19 protein-coding genes and 1 riboswitch are annotated in these 17,325 nt (G+C 36.9%); of the genes, 14 read left to right on the top strand and 5 right to left on the bottom strand.

All coding sequences use genetic code 11. The annotated features are described in order from the left end of the window. Nucleotides 1-25 precede the first annotated feature (25 nt). Nucleotides 26-490, top strand: a complete 465-nt coding sequence (locus NV349_RS20435) for a YusW family protein (RefSeq protein WP_036118972.1) — start codon at nucleotides 26-28, stop codon at nucleotides 488-490. Between the two features lie 51 nt (nucleotides 491-541). Here NV349_RS20435 and NV349_RS20430 read toward each other — a convergent pair whose 3' ends face one another. Next, complete coding sequence (locus NV349_RS20430) at nucleotides 542-2,527, bottom strand: catalase (RefSeq protein ID WP_271911069.1); 1,986 nt, start codon at nucleotides 2,525-2,527, stop codon at nucleotides 542-544. Between the two features lie 150 nt (nucleotides 2,528-2,677). Between NV349_RS20430 and NV349_RS20425 the strand changes: the two genes are divergently transcribed. The 7 genes from NV349_RS20425 to NV349_RS20395 all read left to right on the top strand — a co-directional run bounded on the left by NV349_RS20425 (nucleotide 2,678) and on the right by NV349_RS20395 (nucleotide 8,756). Continuing rightward, a complete protein-coding gene (locus NV349_RS20425) occupies nucleotides 2,678-3,112 on the top strand; it encodes a MarR family winged helix-turn-helix transcriptional regulator (RefSeq protein ID WP_036124642.1) in 435 nt (144 codons plus the stop codon). A gap of 50 nt (nucleotides 3,113-3,162) precedes the next feature. Further along, nucleotides 3,163-4,146, top strand: coding sequence for a ring-cleaving dioxygenase (locus tag NV349_RS20420; protein ID WP_036124640.1), 984 nt, complete (start codon nucleotides 3,163-3,165; stop codon nucleotides 4,144-4,146). A 62-nt stretch (nucleotides 4,147-4,208) separates the two neighbouring features. Beyond that, the gene (locus NV349_RS20415) at nucleotides 4,209-4,826 is read left to right on the top strand and encodes a nitroreductase family protein (protein WP_036124638.1); all 618 of its coding nucleotides are present in this window, start codon (nucleotides 4,209-4,211) and stop codon (nucleotides 4,824-4,826) included. Nucleotides 4,827-4,889: 63 nt separating this feature from the next. Continuing rightward, the gene (locus tag NV349_RS20410) at nucleotides 4,890-5,432 is read left to right on the top strand and encodes an NADPH-dependent FMN reductase (RefSeq protein WP_271911067.1); all 543 of its coding nucleotides are present in this window, start codon (nucleotides 4,890-4,892) and stop codon (nucleotides 5,430-5,432) included. Nucleotides 5,433-5,608: 176 nt separating this feature from the next. Continuing rightward, complete coding sequence (tnpA, locus tag NV349_RS20405) at nucleotides 5,609-6,082, top strand: IS200/IS605 family transposase (protein ID WP_036129052.1); 474 nt, start codon at nucleotides 5,609-5,611, stop codon at nucleotides 6,080-6,082. A 600-nt stretch (nucleotides 6,083-6,682) separates the two neighbouring features. Next, nucleotides 6,683-8,077, top strand: coding sequence for a HAMP domain-containing sensor histidine kinase (locus NV349_RS20400; RefSeq protein WP_036124634.1), 1,395 nt, complete (start codon nucleotides 6,683-6,685; stop codon nucleotides 8,075-8,077). Further along, nucleotides 8,055-8,756 (top strand): response regulator transcription factor, encoded by a 702-nt coding sequence (locus NV349_RS20395; RefSeq protein WP_036124632.1) that lies wholly within the window; start codon nucleotides 8,055-8,057, stop codon nucleotides 8,754-8,756. Before NV349_RS20400 ends, NV349_RS20395 begins: the two co-directional genes overlap by 23 nt. Nucleotides 8,757-8,796: 40 nt before the next feature. Here NV349_RS20395 and NV349_RS20390 read toward each other — a convergent pair whose 3' ends face one another. After that, the gene (locus NV349_RS20390; RefSeq protein ID WP_271911064.1) at nucleotides 8,797-9,366 is read right to left on the bottom strand and encodes a YdhK family protein; all 570 of its coding nucleotides are present in this window, start codon (nucleotides 9,364-9,366) and stop codon (nucleotides 8,797-8,799) included. Nucleotides 9,367-9,668: 302 nt separating this feature from the next. Continuing rightward, a riboswitch (cobalamin riboswitch) is annotated at nucleotides 9,669-9,856 on the top strand. 145 nt (nucleotides 9,857-10,001) lie between these two features. On the opposite strand from NV349_RS20390, the gene NV349_RS20385 reads away from it, so the two are divergent. Then, complete coding sequence (locus tag NV349_RS20385) at nucleotides 10,002-11,048, top strand: FecCD family ABC transporter permease (protein ID WP_036124629.1); 1,047 nt, start codon at nucleotides 10,002-10,004, stop codon at nucleotides 11,046-11,048. 5 nt (nucleotides 11,049-11,053) lie between these two features. Further along, nucleotides 11,054-11,845, top strand: coding sequence for a heme ABC transporter ATP-binding protein (locus NV349_RS20380; protein WP_089934264.1), 792 nt, complete (start codon nucleotides 11,054-11,056; stop codon nucleotides 11,843-11,845). Nucleotides 11,846-12,129: 284 nt separating this feature from the next. Here NV349_RS20380 and NV349_RS20375 read toward each other — a convergent pair whose 3' ends face one another. The 3 genes from NV349_RS20375 to NV349_RS20365 all read right to left on the bottom strand — a co-directional run bounded on the left by NV349_RS20375 (nucleotide 12,130) and on the right by NV349_RS20365 (nucleotide 13,447). Continuing rightward, on the bottom strand, nucleotides 12,130-12,444 hold the full coding sequence (locus tag NV349_RS20375; protein WP_036124625.1) for a DMT family transporter: 315 nt from the start codon (nucleotides 12,442-12,444) through the stop codon (nucleotides 12,130-12,132). After that, the gene (locus tag NV349_RS20370) at nucleotides 12,444-12,797 is read right to left on the bottom strand and encodes a DMT family transporter (RefSeq protein ID WP_036124623.1); all 354 of its coding nucleotides are present in this window, start codon (nucleotides 12,795-12,797) and stop codon (nucleotides 12,444-12,446) included. The genes NV349_RS20375 and NV349_RS20370 overlap by 1 nt, the downstream gene beginning before the upstream one ends. Before the next feature lie 71 nt (nucleotides 12,798-12,868). Continuing rightward, on the bottom strand, nucleotides 12,869-13,447 hold the full coding sequence (locus NV349_RS20365; RefSeq protein ID WP_036124620.1) for a TetR/AcrR family transcriptional regulator: 579 nt from the start codon (nucleotides 13,445-13,447) through the stop codon (nucleotides 12,869-12,871). 208 nt (nucleotides 13,448-13,655) lie between these two features. Here NV349_RS20365 and NV349_RS20360 point away from each other — a divergent pair, with 208 nt between their 5' ends. The 4 genes from NV349_RS20360 (at nucleotide 13,656) to NV349_RS20345 (ending at nucleotide 17,289) form a co-directional block, all read left to right on the top strand. Beyond that, entirely contained in the window at nucleotides 13,656-13,826 is a 171-nt protein-coding gene (locus NV349_RS20360; RefSeq protein ID WP_170829888.1) for a hypothetical protein, read from the top strand. Nucleotides 13,827-13,926: 100 nt separating this feature from the next. Beyond that, nucleotides 13,927-15,093, top strand: coding sequence for an endonuclease Q family protein (locus NV349_RS20355; RefSeq protein ID WP_036124615.1), 1,167 nt, complete (start codon nucleotides 13,927-13,929; stop codon nucleotides 15,091-15,093). Nucleotides 15,094-15,193: 100 nt separating this feature from the next. Continuing rightward, entirely contained in the window at nucleotides 15,194-16,816 is a 1,623-nt protein-coding gene (locus NV349_RS20350) for an S-layer homology domain-containing protein (protein ID WP_271911060.1), read from the top strand. Between the two features lie 104 nt (nucleotides 16,817-16,920). Then, on the top strand, nucleotides 16,921-17,289 hold the full coding sequence (locus tag NV349_RS20345; protein WP_036124610.1) for an ion channel: 369 nt from the start codon (nucleotides 16,921-16,923) through the stop codon (nucleotides 17,287-17,289). Nucleotides 17,290-17,325: the final 36 nt, after the last annotated feature.

The following is a 17,325-nucleotide window of genomic DNA, read 5'->3' as shown; positions in this document are numbered from 1 at the left end:
ATATGGAAAGAAGGGAGTGTATAATTTGAAATTGAAATTTTTATTAACGATTTCTTTCATGACTGTTATTCTTTATGGCTGTAATAAGGATGAGGTAAAGGACGTACCTACTAACGCACCAGCAAATCAAAATGGTACACAGCAGACTGGTGATACGCCAACAGACCAAATGACCTTTAATTTTTTAGAGTTTTCATTAGATGTTGATTATTCTGCAACAGAGTCATATGAGGTAGAATATGAAGACAAAAAATCAGGTATAGAAGCGAAGTTACAGGATGACCGTAAGAATGAAAGACTGCAAGGGGATGAAGCTTATACAAAATTAGAGCCATTATTTAAGCAGTTAAATTTCGATTCGACAACACCTAATGATGAGGTAATCGATCAAGTAATTAAAGTATTTAATATTGAAGCCAACTACCAATCCATTGAAGTCGATGTTGAATTTGTTGACGGAAATGAAAAGGAATTTACACGAATTAAATAAAAGAAATACGCCAGCTAACAGATTCAATACGTTAGCTGGCTTTTCCATTCATTATCGTACCCAATGTCGATGCTTAGCAAGGAAACGAATAAAAGAATTCAGATTGTTTGCCACACCATTTTTATTGGCAAGATGCTGTAAAAACGAAACATTTTCCGTATAGCCTATTGTTTTACAGTGCTGATAGGCCTGTTCAATGAATTGTAGTGCTTTAGATTGCTGATCAGAATGCTGGAAAGCTCCAGTCACATAAACCCCATCATAAAGAACGGAGGAGGTAGTAGCTAATGTTTCTTGAATTTCAAAGCCATTTAGGATGCCTTGCTTAGTACTCACAAGTTCAACCACTATATTTTTACTTAACAATGTAGCCATTAGTTCGTTTAAGTTTTCACTACTATTGTCTGTTACAATCAGAGCTACTTTAAAAGATTTAACACTTTCGACTGCATTGATCATTTGGCTAACAGCAGGTGAGATTTGTTGAGTATGTGGTACTTCTACTTGGATTGGTGGTACTATACCAATTTGATCAGCAATAGCTGATGCAAGTGTGTAGCTGACATGAGCAAACATATCTACAACTTGTTTTCGAATGTCTTTATTTTTTACTTTTCCAAGTTCGAAGCTAAAGGCATTAATAATATGCTTTTTCTCCACATCGGTCATACTGAGCCAGAATAATCTTGCTTGTGAAAAATGGTCTTTAAAGCTATCGCTACGTGCACGTACTTTGTGTCCTTCCAATTTTTCTTCATAATGTTTATATCCTCCGTCGCTTTCAGAGACAGGAGAGGGTGAGTTATTGGCTAAGGAGTTTTTATGGTAGCTAACTTGCCCGACATTAATGGTTTGTCGGCCATAGCCATCTCGTTGGTTATTATGGAAGGGACAGATTGGTTTATTAATAGGGATTTCATGGAAGTTCGGTCCTCCAAGTCTTATTAACTGAGTATCTGTATAGGAGAACAAGCGACCTTGTAGTAAAGGATCATTTGAAAAATCAATACCAGGTACAACATGTCCAACATGAAATGCAGCTTGTTCCGTTTCAGCAAAAAAGTTATCAACGTTTTTGTTCAGTGTCATTTTCCCAAGGATACGTACTGGAACTTCTTCCTCTGGCCATATTTTTGTTGCATCGAGAATATCGAAGCTAAAATTAAATTCATCCTCAACGGGAATAAGTTGGACACCAAGCTCCCACTCTGGGAAATCGCCTCGTTCGATGGATTCCCATAAATCTCTACGGTGAAAATCGGGGTCTTTTCCAGCGATGATTTGCGCCTCATCCCATACTAATGATTTAACCCCAAGTATAGGTTTCCAATGAAATTTAACAAAGTGTGCTTTTCCTTCAGCGTTGACAAGGCGATAGGTATTAACACCAAAGCCCTCCATCATTCGATAGCTTCGTGGGATGGATCTATCGGACATATGCCACATGACCATATGGGCAGATTCCTGATTATTTGCAATGAAATCCCAAAACGTATCATGGGCACTTTGAGCTTGAGGAATTTCGTTATTCGGTTCAGGCTTTACAGCGTGTACAAAATCGGGGAATTTAATGGCATCTTGAATAAAGAAAACAGGTATATTATTCCCAACTAAATCATAATTACCTTCCTGTGTATAAAATTTTGTAGCAAAGCCGCGTACATCACGGACAGTATCAGCAGATCCTTTTGAGCCTGCAACGGTAGAAAAACGAACAAAGACAGGTGTTTTAGTTCCTTGTCCATTTAAAAATTGAGCCTTTGTAATGTCACTCGCGCATTTATAGGTTTCAAAGATTCCATGAGCTGCAGACCCGCGTGCGTGTACCACTCGTTCAGGAATTCGTTCATGATCAAAATGAGTCATTTTTTCACGAAAATGAAAATCCTCCAATAAAGTGGGTCCTCGTTCACCAGCTTTTAGTGAATGTTCATCTTCCGATATTTTTAATCCTTGGTTGGTTGTTAGAGGTTGATCTTTATCACTTACTCGGAATGCTTTTAGCTGTTGTTGTTTTTGATTGACGTCTTTTTTCATGTAAAATCCTCCTTTATAAGTTACAACTACATTCTACCCGTAGAAGAAGATGGCAAACGTGAGAAACAAAATGATTGCTGATTAAAAATGAATATGTTATTATTATCTCGAATTAAAGATAAATGAATTCGAAGTAAAAGAGGGAGTCGTATGAAGGAAGACAATCGTAACTTAAAAGCATTTACGGTCTTGTTCCGAGCATATCAAACGATTCAGGATGCCACTAAAAGAGATTTACTTCAATATGATTTAAATCAAACCGAATTTTCGGTTCTTGAATTTTTGTACCATCATGGAGAGCAGCCTATTCAAGCGATTGGTAAAAAAATATTAATTGCAAGCAGTAGTATTACTTATGTAATTGATAAGCTCGAGCAAAAAGGCTATGTATATCGAAAGGCATGTCCGAAAGATCGACGTGTTACGTATGTGTTATTAACTTATGAGGGACAGGCTTTAATGGAAAGGATTTTCCCTAGGCATGAACAAAAAATAAACGAGATTTTTGAAGTATTGGAATCGCAGGAGCTGGACACAATGATTTTGTCTCTTAAAAAAGTAGGTAAAAACGCTACTAATTATTAAAAAATTTTACACATATATCTCGAAGTCGAGATAAATGGGAGGAATATTGTATGAATCATTTAAAAGGTGTACACCATGTAACGGCTATTACAAGTAGTGCTGAAGAGAATTATAAATTTTTTACATTCGTTTTAGGTATGCGTTTAGTAAAGAAAACAGTGAATCAAGATGATATTCAAACATACCATTTATTCTTTGCAGATGATAAAGGTAGTGCAGGGACAGATATGACATTCTTTGATTTCCCAAACATCCCAAAAGGGGTACATGGAACAAATGAAATATCAAAAACTTCTTTCCGTGTACCGACGGATGCAGCTTTAGATTATTGGGTAAAGCGCTTTGATCGATTGACTGTAAAACATACAGGTATTAAAGAACAGTTTGGTAAAAAAACATTGTCCTTTGTTGATTTTGACGATCAGCACTATCAGCTTATTTCTGATGAGCATAATACAGGAGTTGCTTCAGGCACGCCTTGGCAAGATGGTCCCATCCCAGTAGAATTTGCAATTACAGGTTTAGGGCCAGTATTTGTTCGTGTAGCTAATGTGAAATATTTTAAAGATATGCTAGAAAAAGTGATGCTTTTTAAAGAAATTGCAGAAGAAGGAGATTTCCATCTATTTGAAGTAGGTGAGGGTGGAAATGGCGCTCAAATTATTGTAGAGCATAACACTGTGTTACCTGTTGCTCGACAAGGCTTTGGTACGGTTCACCATGCAGCCTTTCGTGTAGAGAATCGTGCAGTATTAGATGAATGGACTGCACGTTTTGAAAGCTTTGGCTTCCATACATCTGGCTATGTAAATCGTCATTTCTTTGAATCATTGTATGCACGGGTAGCACCTCAAATTTTATTTGAATTGGCTACAGATGGTCCAGGGTTTATGGGTGATGAGCCATATGAAACGCTAGGTGAGAAACTGTCCTTACCACCGTTTTTAGAACCAAAGCGTGAGCAGATTGAAGGCCTCGTTCGTCCAATAGATACTGTAAGAAGCTCCATTACGTTCGATAAAGAATATGAGTAATATTATTTCATTCAGTAGGGTTACTACTGGATGAATACATAACTATATTGGAGGTTTAATAAGTGGAATTTTCCAAGCTGATTGATAAGCGTCGCTCTGCTAATAATTTTATCAAGGGCGTTAAGATGACTGAGGAAGATATTCGTCCTATTTTGGAGGATGTTAAGCTCGCCCCATCAGCATTTAACTTACAGCATGCAAGCTATATCGTTGTGCTGGATGAGGATATGAAGGAAAAGGTGCGAGAGGCGGCATTTGGTCAATATAAAGTGCATTCAGCTTCAGGGGTAATCCTTGTCTTAGGTGATAAAGATGCTTATAAAGATACTGCTGAACTAAGTCAAGGTATGGTTGATTTGGGTATAATAACAGCTAGTGAACTAGTAGAAATTGTTGCAGAGAATACTAAATTTTATGAAGAACGTGGTGAGACATTTATGAAGGATGAAGCTATTCGAAATGCGTCTTTGTCTGCCATGCTATTTATGCTTGCTGCAAAAAATCGCGGCTGGGACACTTGTCCTATGATTGGTTTTGATCATCAGAAATTGCGAGAACTATTTCATGTGCCAGAAACCAAAGAGATAGCACTGATGATTACAATTGGGAAAGAAAAAGAAGACAGTCGTCGCTTACGAGGCTATCGCAAGCCAGTTGAAGAATTTGCCACTTATTATTAATGTGGTATAAAATAGAATTGCTATACAAATACTATGAATAATGTACATTTAGGAGGAAACATCATGAAAGTGGTAGCTATCGTTGGTAGTATCCGTAAAGAATCTTATAATATGCAATTAGCTCAATTTATTCAAAAACGTTATACAGAAAAGTTAGATCTTGAAGTTTTAAGCTTAAAGGATCTACCAATGTATAATCAAGATATCGAAAATGAAGCACCGCAAGAGGTTCTTGATTTTAAAGCAAAAGTAAAGGCGGCAGATGCTGTACTATGGGTGACACCAGAATATAATGGTACAGTACCAGGCGTTATGGTCAATGCCATTGATTGGCTATCTCGTGTAGATAAAGTAATGATTGGTAAACCATCTATCATTATGGGTGCATCTATGGGGAACTTAGGTACTGTAAAAGCGCAATTACATTTACGCGATATTTTATTCTCTCCTGGCATTAACTCACCATTACTAAGCGGCAATGATGTTTACATTGGTGCTGTTCACACTAAATTCGATGCAGAAGGCAATTTAACTGATGAAGGTACAGTAAAATTCCTTGATGTAGTCATCGATAACTTTTTAAACTGGGCAAAAAAATACATTTAATTAAAATCTGACCCATAAGTATACTTTACTTATGGGTCATCTTATTGTGTGCTTTGAAAACCCCCTGCTATGCAGGGGGTTCCGGAAAGCTTTTAGCTATGGACAATAAAAAAACTCCAAACGTACAATAAAGTCAGGTCTAGTCAACCGACTTCGTACGAAAGGAGCCACCATAAATGGATAATAAAAGTTTAGCACATACAACGTGGAATTGTAAGTATCATATCGTCTTTGCGCCAAAGTATAGAAGGCAGATTATTTATGGTCAAATTAAAGCAGATGTTGGAAGAATATTGCGCCAATTATGTGAAAGAAAAGATGTAGAAATCATAGAGGCAACAGCCTGTCCTGACCATATTCATATGTTGGTAAGTATTCCTCCGAAATTGAGTGTATCTGCGTTCATGGGTTATTTAAAAGGGAAGAGTAGTCTAATGATTTTCGACCGACATGCAAATTTAAAGTATAAATACGGTAATCGTCAATTCTGGTGTCGAGGATACTATGTGGACACAGTCGGCCGAAATAAGAAAAAGATACAAGAGTATATAAAAAATCAATTACAAGAAGATATCCTGCAAGATCAAATGACGATGAAAGAATTCATTGACCCATTCACAGGAGAAGAGATCAAGAGAAAGAAAAAATAAGTAAGCCGCTTTAGCGGTTTGTGTGAAAACGGAGTGCGGTTGGCAGACCATTCAGAATGTCTTTAGACATGGGCCAGTACCCCAGCGTTTCACGCGCAGAGCAAACCACCAGTTATACTGGTGGTTCTGATTAGAAAAATAAGAATGGCAGTTGAGCAAAGCAAAGTTGATTTCCTTTGTGAACGATCACTTTGTTCTTTGCATAGAGCTAAGCTTTCAAGGATCATCCGATGAACTGTTTCACCCACATTGTTCTCTCCAAAACTACTTCTGTGACGCTAATCCCCAAAGAGTCGCTTGTTTTTCTTCAATCAATCCATTACTCATCAACTAATTTTATAGCAAGTCAGGTTAACGAAGATAGCTTAAGCAATATTATGTACTAAATTAATTAACTGTTGCTGACGTACATGGGTTGTGACAATCATTTTATAAAGTTGTGCCGAATTCAAGACCCTGCACAAGAAGAAGCATTAGCATCAAGAAATTTCCCTTAGTGGAGGTCCATTTCGTTATAGACATTTTTTTAATGTTGTTTCTGCATGAAATCTTCATACTTTCACGCTATACTTTTAAGAAATTCTAAAATGGTGGTTACAGATGAGAAAATTATCACTAAAGCTGGGCATCATCTTTTTTATTACATTATTTTGTATCGAAACATTTATGATGTTTTTTTTACATGTCTCCTTAACCAATTCTAGAGTTGAGGAAGAGCTAGCAAGTTTGCAAGCAAGGGGAAATTCACATCGTACGGTATTAGAACAGAACTTCAACGAGGAAACGCTAGCACATGTGGTACTTATGGAATCTAATGAAAGTACGGATGTAGTAGTGACTGATTATGAGGGAACAATACTGGTTTCTTCGCAGCCTGATTTAGAAATTAGTGATATGATCCATAAGATTGAGGGAAAAATACCGTATGAGGGAAGGATCTTACAAGATGATTGGCAAGAGGTTCAAGCGATTGCCACTATTAGTCCTATTCAAAATCAGCAAAGAACGATTGGCTATGTTTTTATGTTTCAAAATACAGACTCCATTCATGCGTTAATGAAACGCTTAAATAAACATTTTCTCATCGTTGGGTTAGTATCTGGTCTTGTCACTATAGCAGTCATTATCGTTCTATCTCGAAAGCTTGCTAAACCATTAATTCAAATGAAAGAGGCCACATTGAAAATGAGCAAAGGTGATTTTACAGTCGCCCTTTCTACCAATGGAAAGGATGAGCTTGGGGATTTATCGAATGCTATACAGCTGTTGTCTAACGATCTGAATCATTTAAGGCATGAGCGTAAGGAATTTTTATCGAGCATTGCACATGAGCTTCGCACACCTCTAACCTTTATTAAAGGCTATACCGACATTCTTTCGAAACGGGATTTAACAGAGCAGGATCGCCAAAAGTATTTAGCCATTATAATAGAAGAAACAAATAGACTTTCTCGATTAATTAAAGATTTATTTGATTTAGCTAAAATGGATGAAAACTCGTTTGTGATTGAACAACAAAACGTACATTTAAATTCATTTTTTACAAACATTGAAAAAAAGCTAAGCCCTGCTTTTCAAGAGAAGGGTATACATTTTATTGTACGTTATGAAGAGGGTTTGACAGTATGGGCAGATGAAGCAAGGCTAGAGCAAATCCTAATAAATCTATTAAATAACGCATTAATCTATTGTGCGTCAGGAGATACGACTTCAGTCACCGCAAAGAAACACAATGATGTTTTAAGCATTATCGTTCAAGATACAGGGAAGGGGATTCCAAAGAAGGATTTACCCTATATTTTTGAACGATTTTATCGAGTGGAAAAATCTCGTAGTCGTGCTTTAGGTGGTTCTGGACTGGGGCTTGCTATTGTCAAGGAACTTGTACAGGCGCATGGGGGCGAAGTGAAGGTTAGCAGTGAAATAAATAAAGGAACTACTTTTGAATTATCTTTTAAAGGGGTAGAAACAGATGAAAACCATTTTATGCATTGATGATGAGCCAAGAATGTTAGATTTATTAACCCTTTATTTAGAGCCGAATTTTTATTGTAGAGCTATGTCTTCCGTTCAAGAGGCTTTCGATTTTTTAGAAGATGGGCATGCAGATTTAATTCTTTTGGATGTTATGATGCCAGAGATGGATGGGTGGCAGGCGTGCCAAGAAATTAGGAAGTTTTGGGATGTACCCATCATTATGCTTACTGCAAAAGGAGAGCATGCGGATATTGTAAAAGGCTTAAACCTCGGTGCTGATGACTACATATTAAAACCCTTCGATGAGGAAGAGTTATTAGCACGTATATATGCGGTATTAAGAAGATCGAAAATAGAGGAAAAGGTTATTAGCTTTGAGGGTCTTCGCTTAGATAAGGAATCCTTTGAATTATATTTTCAACATGAGGCAATTCCCCTAACACCAAAGGAATTTTCCATGCTTGTTTTATTTTTAGATCATCAAAATAAAGTATTTTCTAGAGAACATCTAATCACCACAGTCTGGGGATATAATGTGACAATTGAAGATCGTACCATTGATTCTCATGTGCGTAATTTACGAGAAAAATTAAGAAAAAGTGGGTTCCCTGCGGATGATTACTTGCAAACAGTATGGGGTATCGGCTATAAATGGCATAAGTCAATTGATAGAAAACCGTTACAACACAAAAGCTAGAAAACAACCTCTGCCAGAAATGCTGGAGAGGTTGTTCATATTATTTTGAGGTTAATTCTTCTTCTGTCACCCATTTATGATTTTTAACAGCTTCACCATTTGTGGTCGAAGTGTAATCAACCATATAAACAGTCGTTTGGATAGCCTCCTCAATACGGACAGTCGCATTTTCCATACCTTCCATATGCGCTGCGTCCGTTTTTACTTCTGTGCCAGGGGCTAGTGGTGCTTCTTCTGGATCAATCAATTCTTCATGAATCACCCACTTATGATTTTCTACACGCTTTCCACCGGAAGTTGGCTCATAGGAAATAACATAGGCAGTTGTGTTATAGGCACCTATTATTGTTGCTTCGGCACCTCTCATACCGTCCATATGTCCATCCGTAATAATCACGTTACTTCCAACAGAAAACTTCGGATTATCCGCGTTCTTTAATGTGGATGGTACTTCACCTGAGCTTGAGTGGCTCATCGTAGAATGATCCATTTCTTCAGCAGTGTTATTGGAAGGAGATGCAGGCTTCGTTTGCTCCTCCGCACAAGCTGTTAAACTAATGAAGGCCGTTACTGCTAGAAGTCCAGTAGACCATTTTCTTTTAAATATCATGTAATATCCTCCTCACTATTTTCCCTTACTGTAGCAAACAAATGTGCAGAAATGATGGATGTCAATTGCTTTTTGACATGAATGAAGAGAGCGAAATGTTATTGATGTATGTGATAGGAAAAGTGGCTAAGATGTGGTGGAGTATCCTCCCATGCCAAAACTATTAAGTAATAGATAGCCAATTTATAACGAGCAAATAGCAAAACTGCGAAGATACAGCTTATATATTGTTCTTCCTTAGAAATAAAATTCCATGTAGACTAACAATCTATAAAAATGTATGATAGAATCGTCACAATTTTATAAATTCAAATACTATTGGTGTGCCATTTTATAATGTCACTTAAAAGGGAAGTCGGTGTAAGTCCGACGCTGTCCCGCAACTGTAACGAGGAGTCCTATAATATTATTTGCCACTGTGGAAGAATGGGAAGGCAATTATAGGGTGTTGAATCGAAGCCAGGAGACCTGCCAGTTAGTAATACCTGTAATGCCCACGAGGATGCAAGCAATTACGGACAATAGCTGGATTTTTTCTGACTTTGTTTATTCTAGGGTATTTCTATGCGTAGTTGCGTATGGAATACCTTTTTTTATTGCTTCATTCATCACTATTCAGTAGGAGTTTAAAACGGATGAATAAAAAGTTTATATTTTTTTCCTTAATCCTTTTCTTCGTATTAATTGTTTCTATGACCTTTGCTGTCATGGTCGGCTCTGTATCAGTTACACCATTATATGTATGGAAAGTTATTCTTTCTAAAATCCCCTTTATACAAAATGCCATAGAGCAAGATTGGAGTCGCTCACAGGAAATTATCATTTGGCAAATAAGAGCACCTCGTGTTTTATTGGCTGCTATTGTTGGTGCTGGATTAGCCATTGCGGGGGCAGCCATTCAGGCACTTGTGCGAAATTCCATTGCTGACCCGTATATTTTAGGGATTTCTTCAGGGGCAGCCGTCGGAGCGACATCTGTGATTATTTTAGGAGCCTTTTCATTTTTAGGTATTTACGCGCTTTCAATATCAGCCTTTCTAGGATCATTACTTGCCATTGCACTGGTGTTTTTCTTATCTCGTGTTGGGGGACGGGTTTCTATTTTTCGTCTGTTATTGGCAGGTATGGCTGTTTCCTTTATTTTAACGGCCATTTCTAATTTTATTTTAATGATGTCAAAGCAAGAGGGGGCTTTAAAAGCTGTTATGTTTTGGATGCTAGGTAGTCTAGCAGGAGCTAAATGGAATAATATTATCATTCCAGCTTCCATATTTTTCGTCGTATTTGGGCTTCTCTGGCTACACTATCGAAATTTAAATTTACTTTTACTTGGGGAAGAAGCGGCAGTGACGTTAGGCGTTAATCTTCAGCAATTTCGGATTCAGCTTATATTACTTGTCTCCCTGTTAACAGGTGTACTGGTGGCAGTCAGTGGCTCTATTGGTTTTGTAGGTCTAATTATCCCTCATATAGTACGTTTAATTGTGGGATCTAACTATAAATATGTGATACCGATTAGTGCTTTAATAGGGGGGATTTTCTTAGTGTGGGCTGATGCCTTTGCTCGAATTATCATTGCTCCTCAGGAAATGCCAATTGGTATTATTACAGCCTTTTGCGGAGGTCCATTTTTCATTTGGCTACTCCGTCGCAATAATTATTCTTTCGGTGAAGGAGATTAACTTATATGACATTAGAAGCAAAGCAAGTATCATTCTCCATTAACGATCAACGTATACTACATGAAGTAAGTATTCAAATAAAGAAAAAGCAGTTTGTTGGGTTAATTGGTCCTAATGGTAGTGGCAAATCAACATTGCTAAAAAATATGTATCGTCTTCTAAAACCTGAAAGCGGGACGGTATTATTAAATGAGCATGATATTTTAAAGCAATCTAGTAAAGCAATTGCGAAGAATTTAGCTGTTGTTAGTCAAGATACACCTGTTTTATTTGATTTCACTGTACATGATTTAGTTAGCATGGGGAGAACGCCACATAAAAAACTGTTAGAGCTAGATCAAGAGCAAGATTTTCAAATTGTTAAAGATGCTTTGAAGCAAACAGGTATAGCTCATTTAGAAAAACGAAGCTTTAGCTCCCTTTCAGGTGGAGAGAAAAAACGTGTAATGGTTGCACGAGCACTAGCACAGCAAGCACAAGTGCTTATATTAGATGAGCCAACGAATCATTTAGATATCCAACATCAACTTCAGCTTATGGACTTAATTCAAACCTTACATTTAACAGTAGTTGCGGCTTTACATGACTTGAATATTGCGGCAATGTACTGTGATCAAATTTACGTTTTGCAGCAAGGTCGAATTGTGTGTCATGGGGCACCCGAGGAAGTGCTAACACCAACATTGTTACAAGAAGTATTTGGTGTTTTTGCTGATATTCAAACACATTCCTTGACTGGTAAACCATACCTCACGTATGTTCCTGATCAATTCGCAAAGAAGGTCAGTCAAGTTTAAAAAAGTAAGGACAATTATTTTACATAATATATTCATTATGAAAGTAGCATTTACGAAAATACATGGCATTGGAAACAGTCATACCAGGAAGAGTTTTTATGTTTCTTAGTTAGAAAAATAGTCAATGTTTATACAGGAGACGGATTTTTCATTAGCTAGAGTAAGGACCGCAGTGTATCTGTTTTTAATTATAAAAATGTAACAGGTTCAAAGATATACTCAATGGTTTAAATGACAAAGGACATTCCTCGATATTAGAAGGATGTCCTTTGATTGTAGTTTAATTAAGATACGGCCTTTAATCCTGCTACACCGATGATAATAGCGATGATACTGATAATTCGTGGTAGATTTTTGGATTCACCAAAGAAAATGATATTGACAAGCACTGCACCGACAGTACCAATACCTACCCAGACAACATAGGCAATGCTTAGCTGTAAATAATTGAAGGAAGCATATAAAAGGGCAAATGATAATCCAAAGCCACCGACATATAATAATAAATTTCGTATCGTTTTATTGTGACTATAAAAGCGTAATCCAATAACACCTATAATTTCGGCTATTGCTGCTAATAAAATATATACCCAACCCATTATGCATTCACTCCTTTCTTTTCATCGTGATCTGTTGGTGCGTTATCTGCTAATTTTAATCCAATAACGCCCGATATTAAAATAAACATGAAAATACCTTTAATCGCATTAAACTCTCCATCGAAAATAAAAATGTCCATTAACGTAGTGCCAATTGCACCTGCACCAGCGAAAATAGCGTATACGGTACCAGTAGGTAGGTTTTCACAAGCTTTTGATAAGAAGTGAAAATCGATAGCAATTATAGACACAATAATAATCCAATGCCACCAGGAACTTGCTACATTAAAACCAAATATCCAAAACAATTCAAATAAACTTGTTAGACCGACATATAACCATTCTTTTTGCATAATTAAAATCCTTTCATTAATAGAATAAATGACTGACGTTCAGTCATTTTATAGGTAAAAGAGAACGTCACTTACGCGTGACGTAGGCCAAGTGCATGATATAAAAAGTCTAGAAGTTCAAGCTTAAGCAGTGTCATCGTTTCATCCTTGCTGTCATCAAACAAATAAACTTGTTCTGCGGCAGATTCAATTAGACCAATAATAAGCTTTGCTGACCGTGATGGATTAATTGAATCTCGAATGATGCCTTGTTGTTGAGCCGTTAATAAGAAATTACTCATCCAATCATAGTATGGTGCATAAATGCTTTCCCATTCTTTTAAATGTTCTGTTTGTGCAATTCCAGCATAAATGAGTGCAACGATATCACCATATTCCTTTGTGATCGAGAAAATGATTTCAACAACCTCTTCAAGTTGCTGATCAAAAGGCTTATGATCTGAAACACCTTCATCTACGGTAGTAATAATTCTTTCTACCATATTTTTTGCAATAGCTGGCATGACAGAAAGGCGTGATGGGAAGTAGAGATAAAATGTTCCTTGAGCAATCCCAGCAGCTTTGACGATATCTGAAACCTTCGTCTTTTCAATTCCTTTTTCGCGAAAAACTTCAATTGCAGCTTGAATAATTTTTTCTTCCTTTGACATGCAATCCCTCACTTTTGCCTTACTTGTTTAGTATGTTACAGGATGAGAAAAACAATGTCAATAAAAAAATGACTGAATATCAGTCATTTTCATTCAACAAACGTTTGGAAATTAGCTAAATCACAAAGCTTTAAGCAATTAAGTTGAGGTGGAATGAAGTATACTTTTTTTATTTCAGGGAACTTTATGAGTGAAAGGATTGATGATAATGGAAGACATTAAATTTGCTCAATTAGATCCACAGCAACTTGCGAAAATTAACGAGCTTGAAAAAAAGATTGGTGTGACATTAGTTGCCTATGATTCATCGTCAGGGTCATCACATAGTTCAGGTGCTTATGAGACAAATAATAGCACTACCACCAATCATCCATCATAATAAAGTGAGAAATACCTTGCTGTGATGTAAGGTATTTTTATCTTGAGTCCGCTTGAACAAAAAAATTTACGTACTTGAAATACTAAAGGGAGCGATTGAAATGCAAACATTTTATGCAGATTTACATATTCATATTGGGCGTACTTCTAGTGGGCGAGCAGTGAAAATTACTGGCAGTAAAACATTAACGTTAGCAAAAATTTTAGAGACTGCTAGTGCTAGAAAGGGATTAGATATTATTGGGATTATTGATTGTCATTCACCCGAAGTAATCGAAGAAATGATGGAGATGATTGAACAAGGTGAACTACAGGAATTAAAAGAGGGCGGCCTACGCTTTCAGGAAACAACGTTGATTCCAGGGTCGGAAATCGAAATTTACGATCAATATTGTCATGGACCTATTCATGTGCTTGCTTACTTTCCAACACTGATGCTAATGAAGCAGTTCTCTGATTGGATGTCCCAACATATGAAAAATATCCACTTGAGTTCACAGCGAATTTATTGTGACGGTCTCACATTACAGCGAAAGGTGCATGAATTGGGAGGTCTGTTTATTCCTGCCCATGTTTTTACACCATTTAAAAGTTTGTTTGGTAGAGGGGTTGAGCGTAGCTTAACAGAAGTCTTTGATCCACAGCTTATCGATGCCATTGAATTAGGGTTAAGCTCTGATACCAATATGGTAAGTCGTATCAAAGAATTACAAGCATATACGTTCGTTAGTAATTCTGATGCCCATTCGCTTGGAAAACTGGCACGTGAGTATCAAAAGTTACAATTAGCAGAAGCAAATTTTGCAGAATTAAAAATGGCTCTACATGAACAACAAGGTCGAGCAGTAACAGCGAATTATGGTTTAAATCCTTTGCTTGGCAAGTATCATCAAACGGTCTGTGCTAAATGTGGAGAACGACTAGGTAACGAAGCTACCATATGTACAAACTGTGGAAGTATGCAAATCGTAAAGGGGGTAGCTACACGTATTCAGGAACTATCAGAGGATTTTCTGAATGAACGAAATAGACCGCCTTATATTCATCAAGTACCACTTGATTTCATCCCTGGTATTGGCCCTAAAATGATGGAACGTCTAATAGAAGCATTTGGTACTGAAATGAATATTTTACATGTGGTAACGCTCAACCAGCTTGAACAAGTTGTGCCACATAAAATCGCCCATTTAATTGATTTAGCTAGAACGGGTCAATTAGCGATCGAGGTTGGTGGTGGTGGAATATATGGAAAAATACAGTCTGAGTAGAGAAAAGTTTAAAAAGATTGCTGTAATTTAACCTATTTTTAACTCGCCTCTAGTAAAATAGTGAAAACAATGACTATTTTACAAGTGGAGGAGAGAATAAATGCGATTATCAAAGAAATTTCGTTATTTAGCAGCGAGTGTACTGGCTTTGCAATTAACCATCCCTGTAGTAGCTAATGCACAAGAACAAGACGACTACATAGCACCAAGCTGGGTTATTCAATCTGATTATGTGGCATTAGGCGACTCATTAGCACATGGAATGAATGAGGTAGGTGTTATTGGGTTAGGCTACACGGATTTTATTGCACAGGCCTTACAGCAGGGTGGCTTCCTTACTTCTTATAATAAGGGCTTTGCTATGTCAGGCTACACTACCAAAAATGTTTTAGCAGATTTACAAAATGATGTAGAAAAAACAGTCACAGGTTTTGGATACACAAAGGAACAAGTAAAGTTACGAGCTTCTATTAAAGAGGCAGAAATCATTACATTAACGGCTGGAGCAAATGATTTATTACCATTATTAAAAGAGTCCCAAACAACGGGAATTGATACGATAGCCCTTGTTAAAGCTACTAAAGAAGCTGTATCGAATATTGCTACAATCTTATCTGAAATCAAAAAGATAAATCCACAAGCAGAAATATATGTGATGGGCTATTATAATTCTTTCCCATACTATAGTGAGAATCTACAAAATCAATTTAAACTGTTATTGGCTACAGTGAATTCAACAATTAAAACAACCGCTGAAAAAGCAGGCGCCATTTTTGTGCCGACATACGATGTTGTTGCAAAGGATGTTGCAAGCTATTTACCAAACCCTGATAACATTCATTTAAGTGAAGCTGGTTATTTAGCAGTCGCAAATGAAGCATTTTTACCAATCATTAAAACTAGCTCGTTATGGGATATAACGAAGGCTATTCAAGTAGATGTGAAAGATCGTACAACTGTAGAGGTTAAATGGCAGGACGCGACAGATAATGTAGGTGTGGCAAATTACAATGTCTATGTGAATGGAAAATTAATCTCAACATTGGATGCAGATACGACAACATTTACACTTGAAGATTTAACAGAAAATACAACCTACAATGTTTCCATCAAAGCAATCGATGCAGCTCGTAATGAAAGTATTCAAAATCCAACGATTACTTTCACTACAAAGGGAACAGTAAGCTTTACAGATACAGCACAGCACTGGGCGAAAGAATACATTCAAAAAGCTGCGGGTGCTGGGCTAATGAATGGTTATACGGATGGGACATTTAGACCTGATAGTAGTGTAACGCGTGCGCAGGCCGCTGCTATTCTTGTGAGAAGTTTAGAGTTATCTACAGATGAGAAGGCACCATTTACTGACATTGCAAATTATGACGCAGTAACACAATCAGAAATTGCAGCAGCATATGTTCATGGGCTTATTAAAGGAACTGATGGGAAATTTAACCCTGGACAGTTTGTTACACGTGCTCAACTAGCCTTAATGATAAGTCGTGCCTATGAACAACAATTTAATCAACCATATAGTGCAAAGGGCGATGTGCCATTTACAGATGTAACCTCTTATAATGCAGAAACAAAACGTGCCATTACCATGTTGTATGAGTTGGGGATTGTGACAGGAAATGAAGGGAAATTCTCACCAGAAGCTGTCACAACAAGAGGTCAAGCCGCTAAAATATTTACAAACCTTAGTCAAATATTCATTAAATAATGCTGAAAAGGTAGGGGGACATCACCTCTACCTTTTGACGTTTTTAATAAAAACGAAGTATAGTCTAACTATGTTGTAGAACGTATTTAAAGAGGAGAATGGGGATGCTGTCATTTATATTATCTGCGAAAAGATTAGTAAAAGGGTTGTGGAAGTCATTTAAACGTCCTCAATTTATCTCATTATTTACTACATTGTTTTTAATCATTTTATCAGGAACACTGTTTTACAAGGGAACGGAAGGATGGTACTGGTTAGATGCTATGTATTTTGCTGTAGTGAGTTTGATACCAACAGGCGTAGAAACAGGGTTATATCCAACAACGACTTATTCTAAAGTATTTACAATGATTTATTTAATAGTTGGTACGGGAGTAATGTTTATTATGTTGCTAATGCTAGGGCGTTCTATCGTAGATTTTTCTCTGAATGAGGAAGAAAAAGAAGAGATGAAGAAACGTTTGAAAAAGTAAAAAGCAGTACGATGAATTTTTGAACAATTCATTGTA

The sequence above is a fragment of the Lysinibacillus sp. OF-1 genome (assembly GCF_028356935.1).
Lineage (GTDB): Bacteria > Bacillota > Bacilli > Bacillales_A > Planococcaceae > Lysinibacillus > Lysinibacillus fusiformis_D.
Note: the sequence above shows the minus strand (reverse complement) of the source record. Positions and strands in the feature narration are given on the sequence as shown.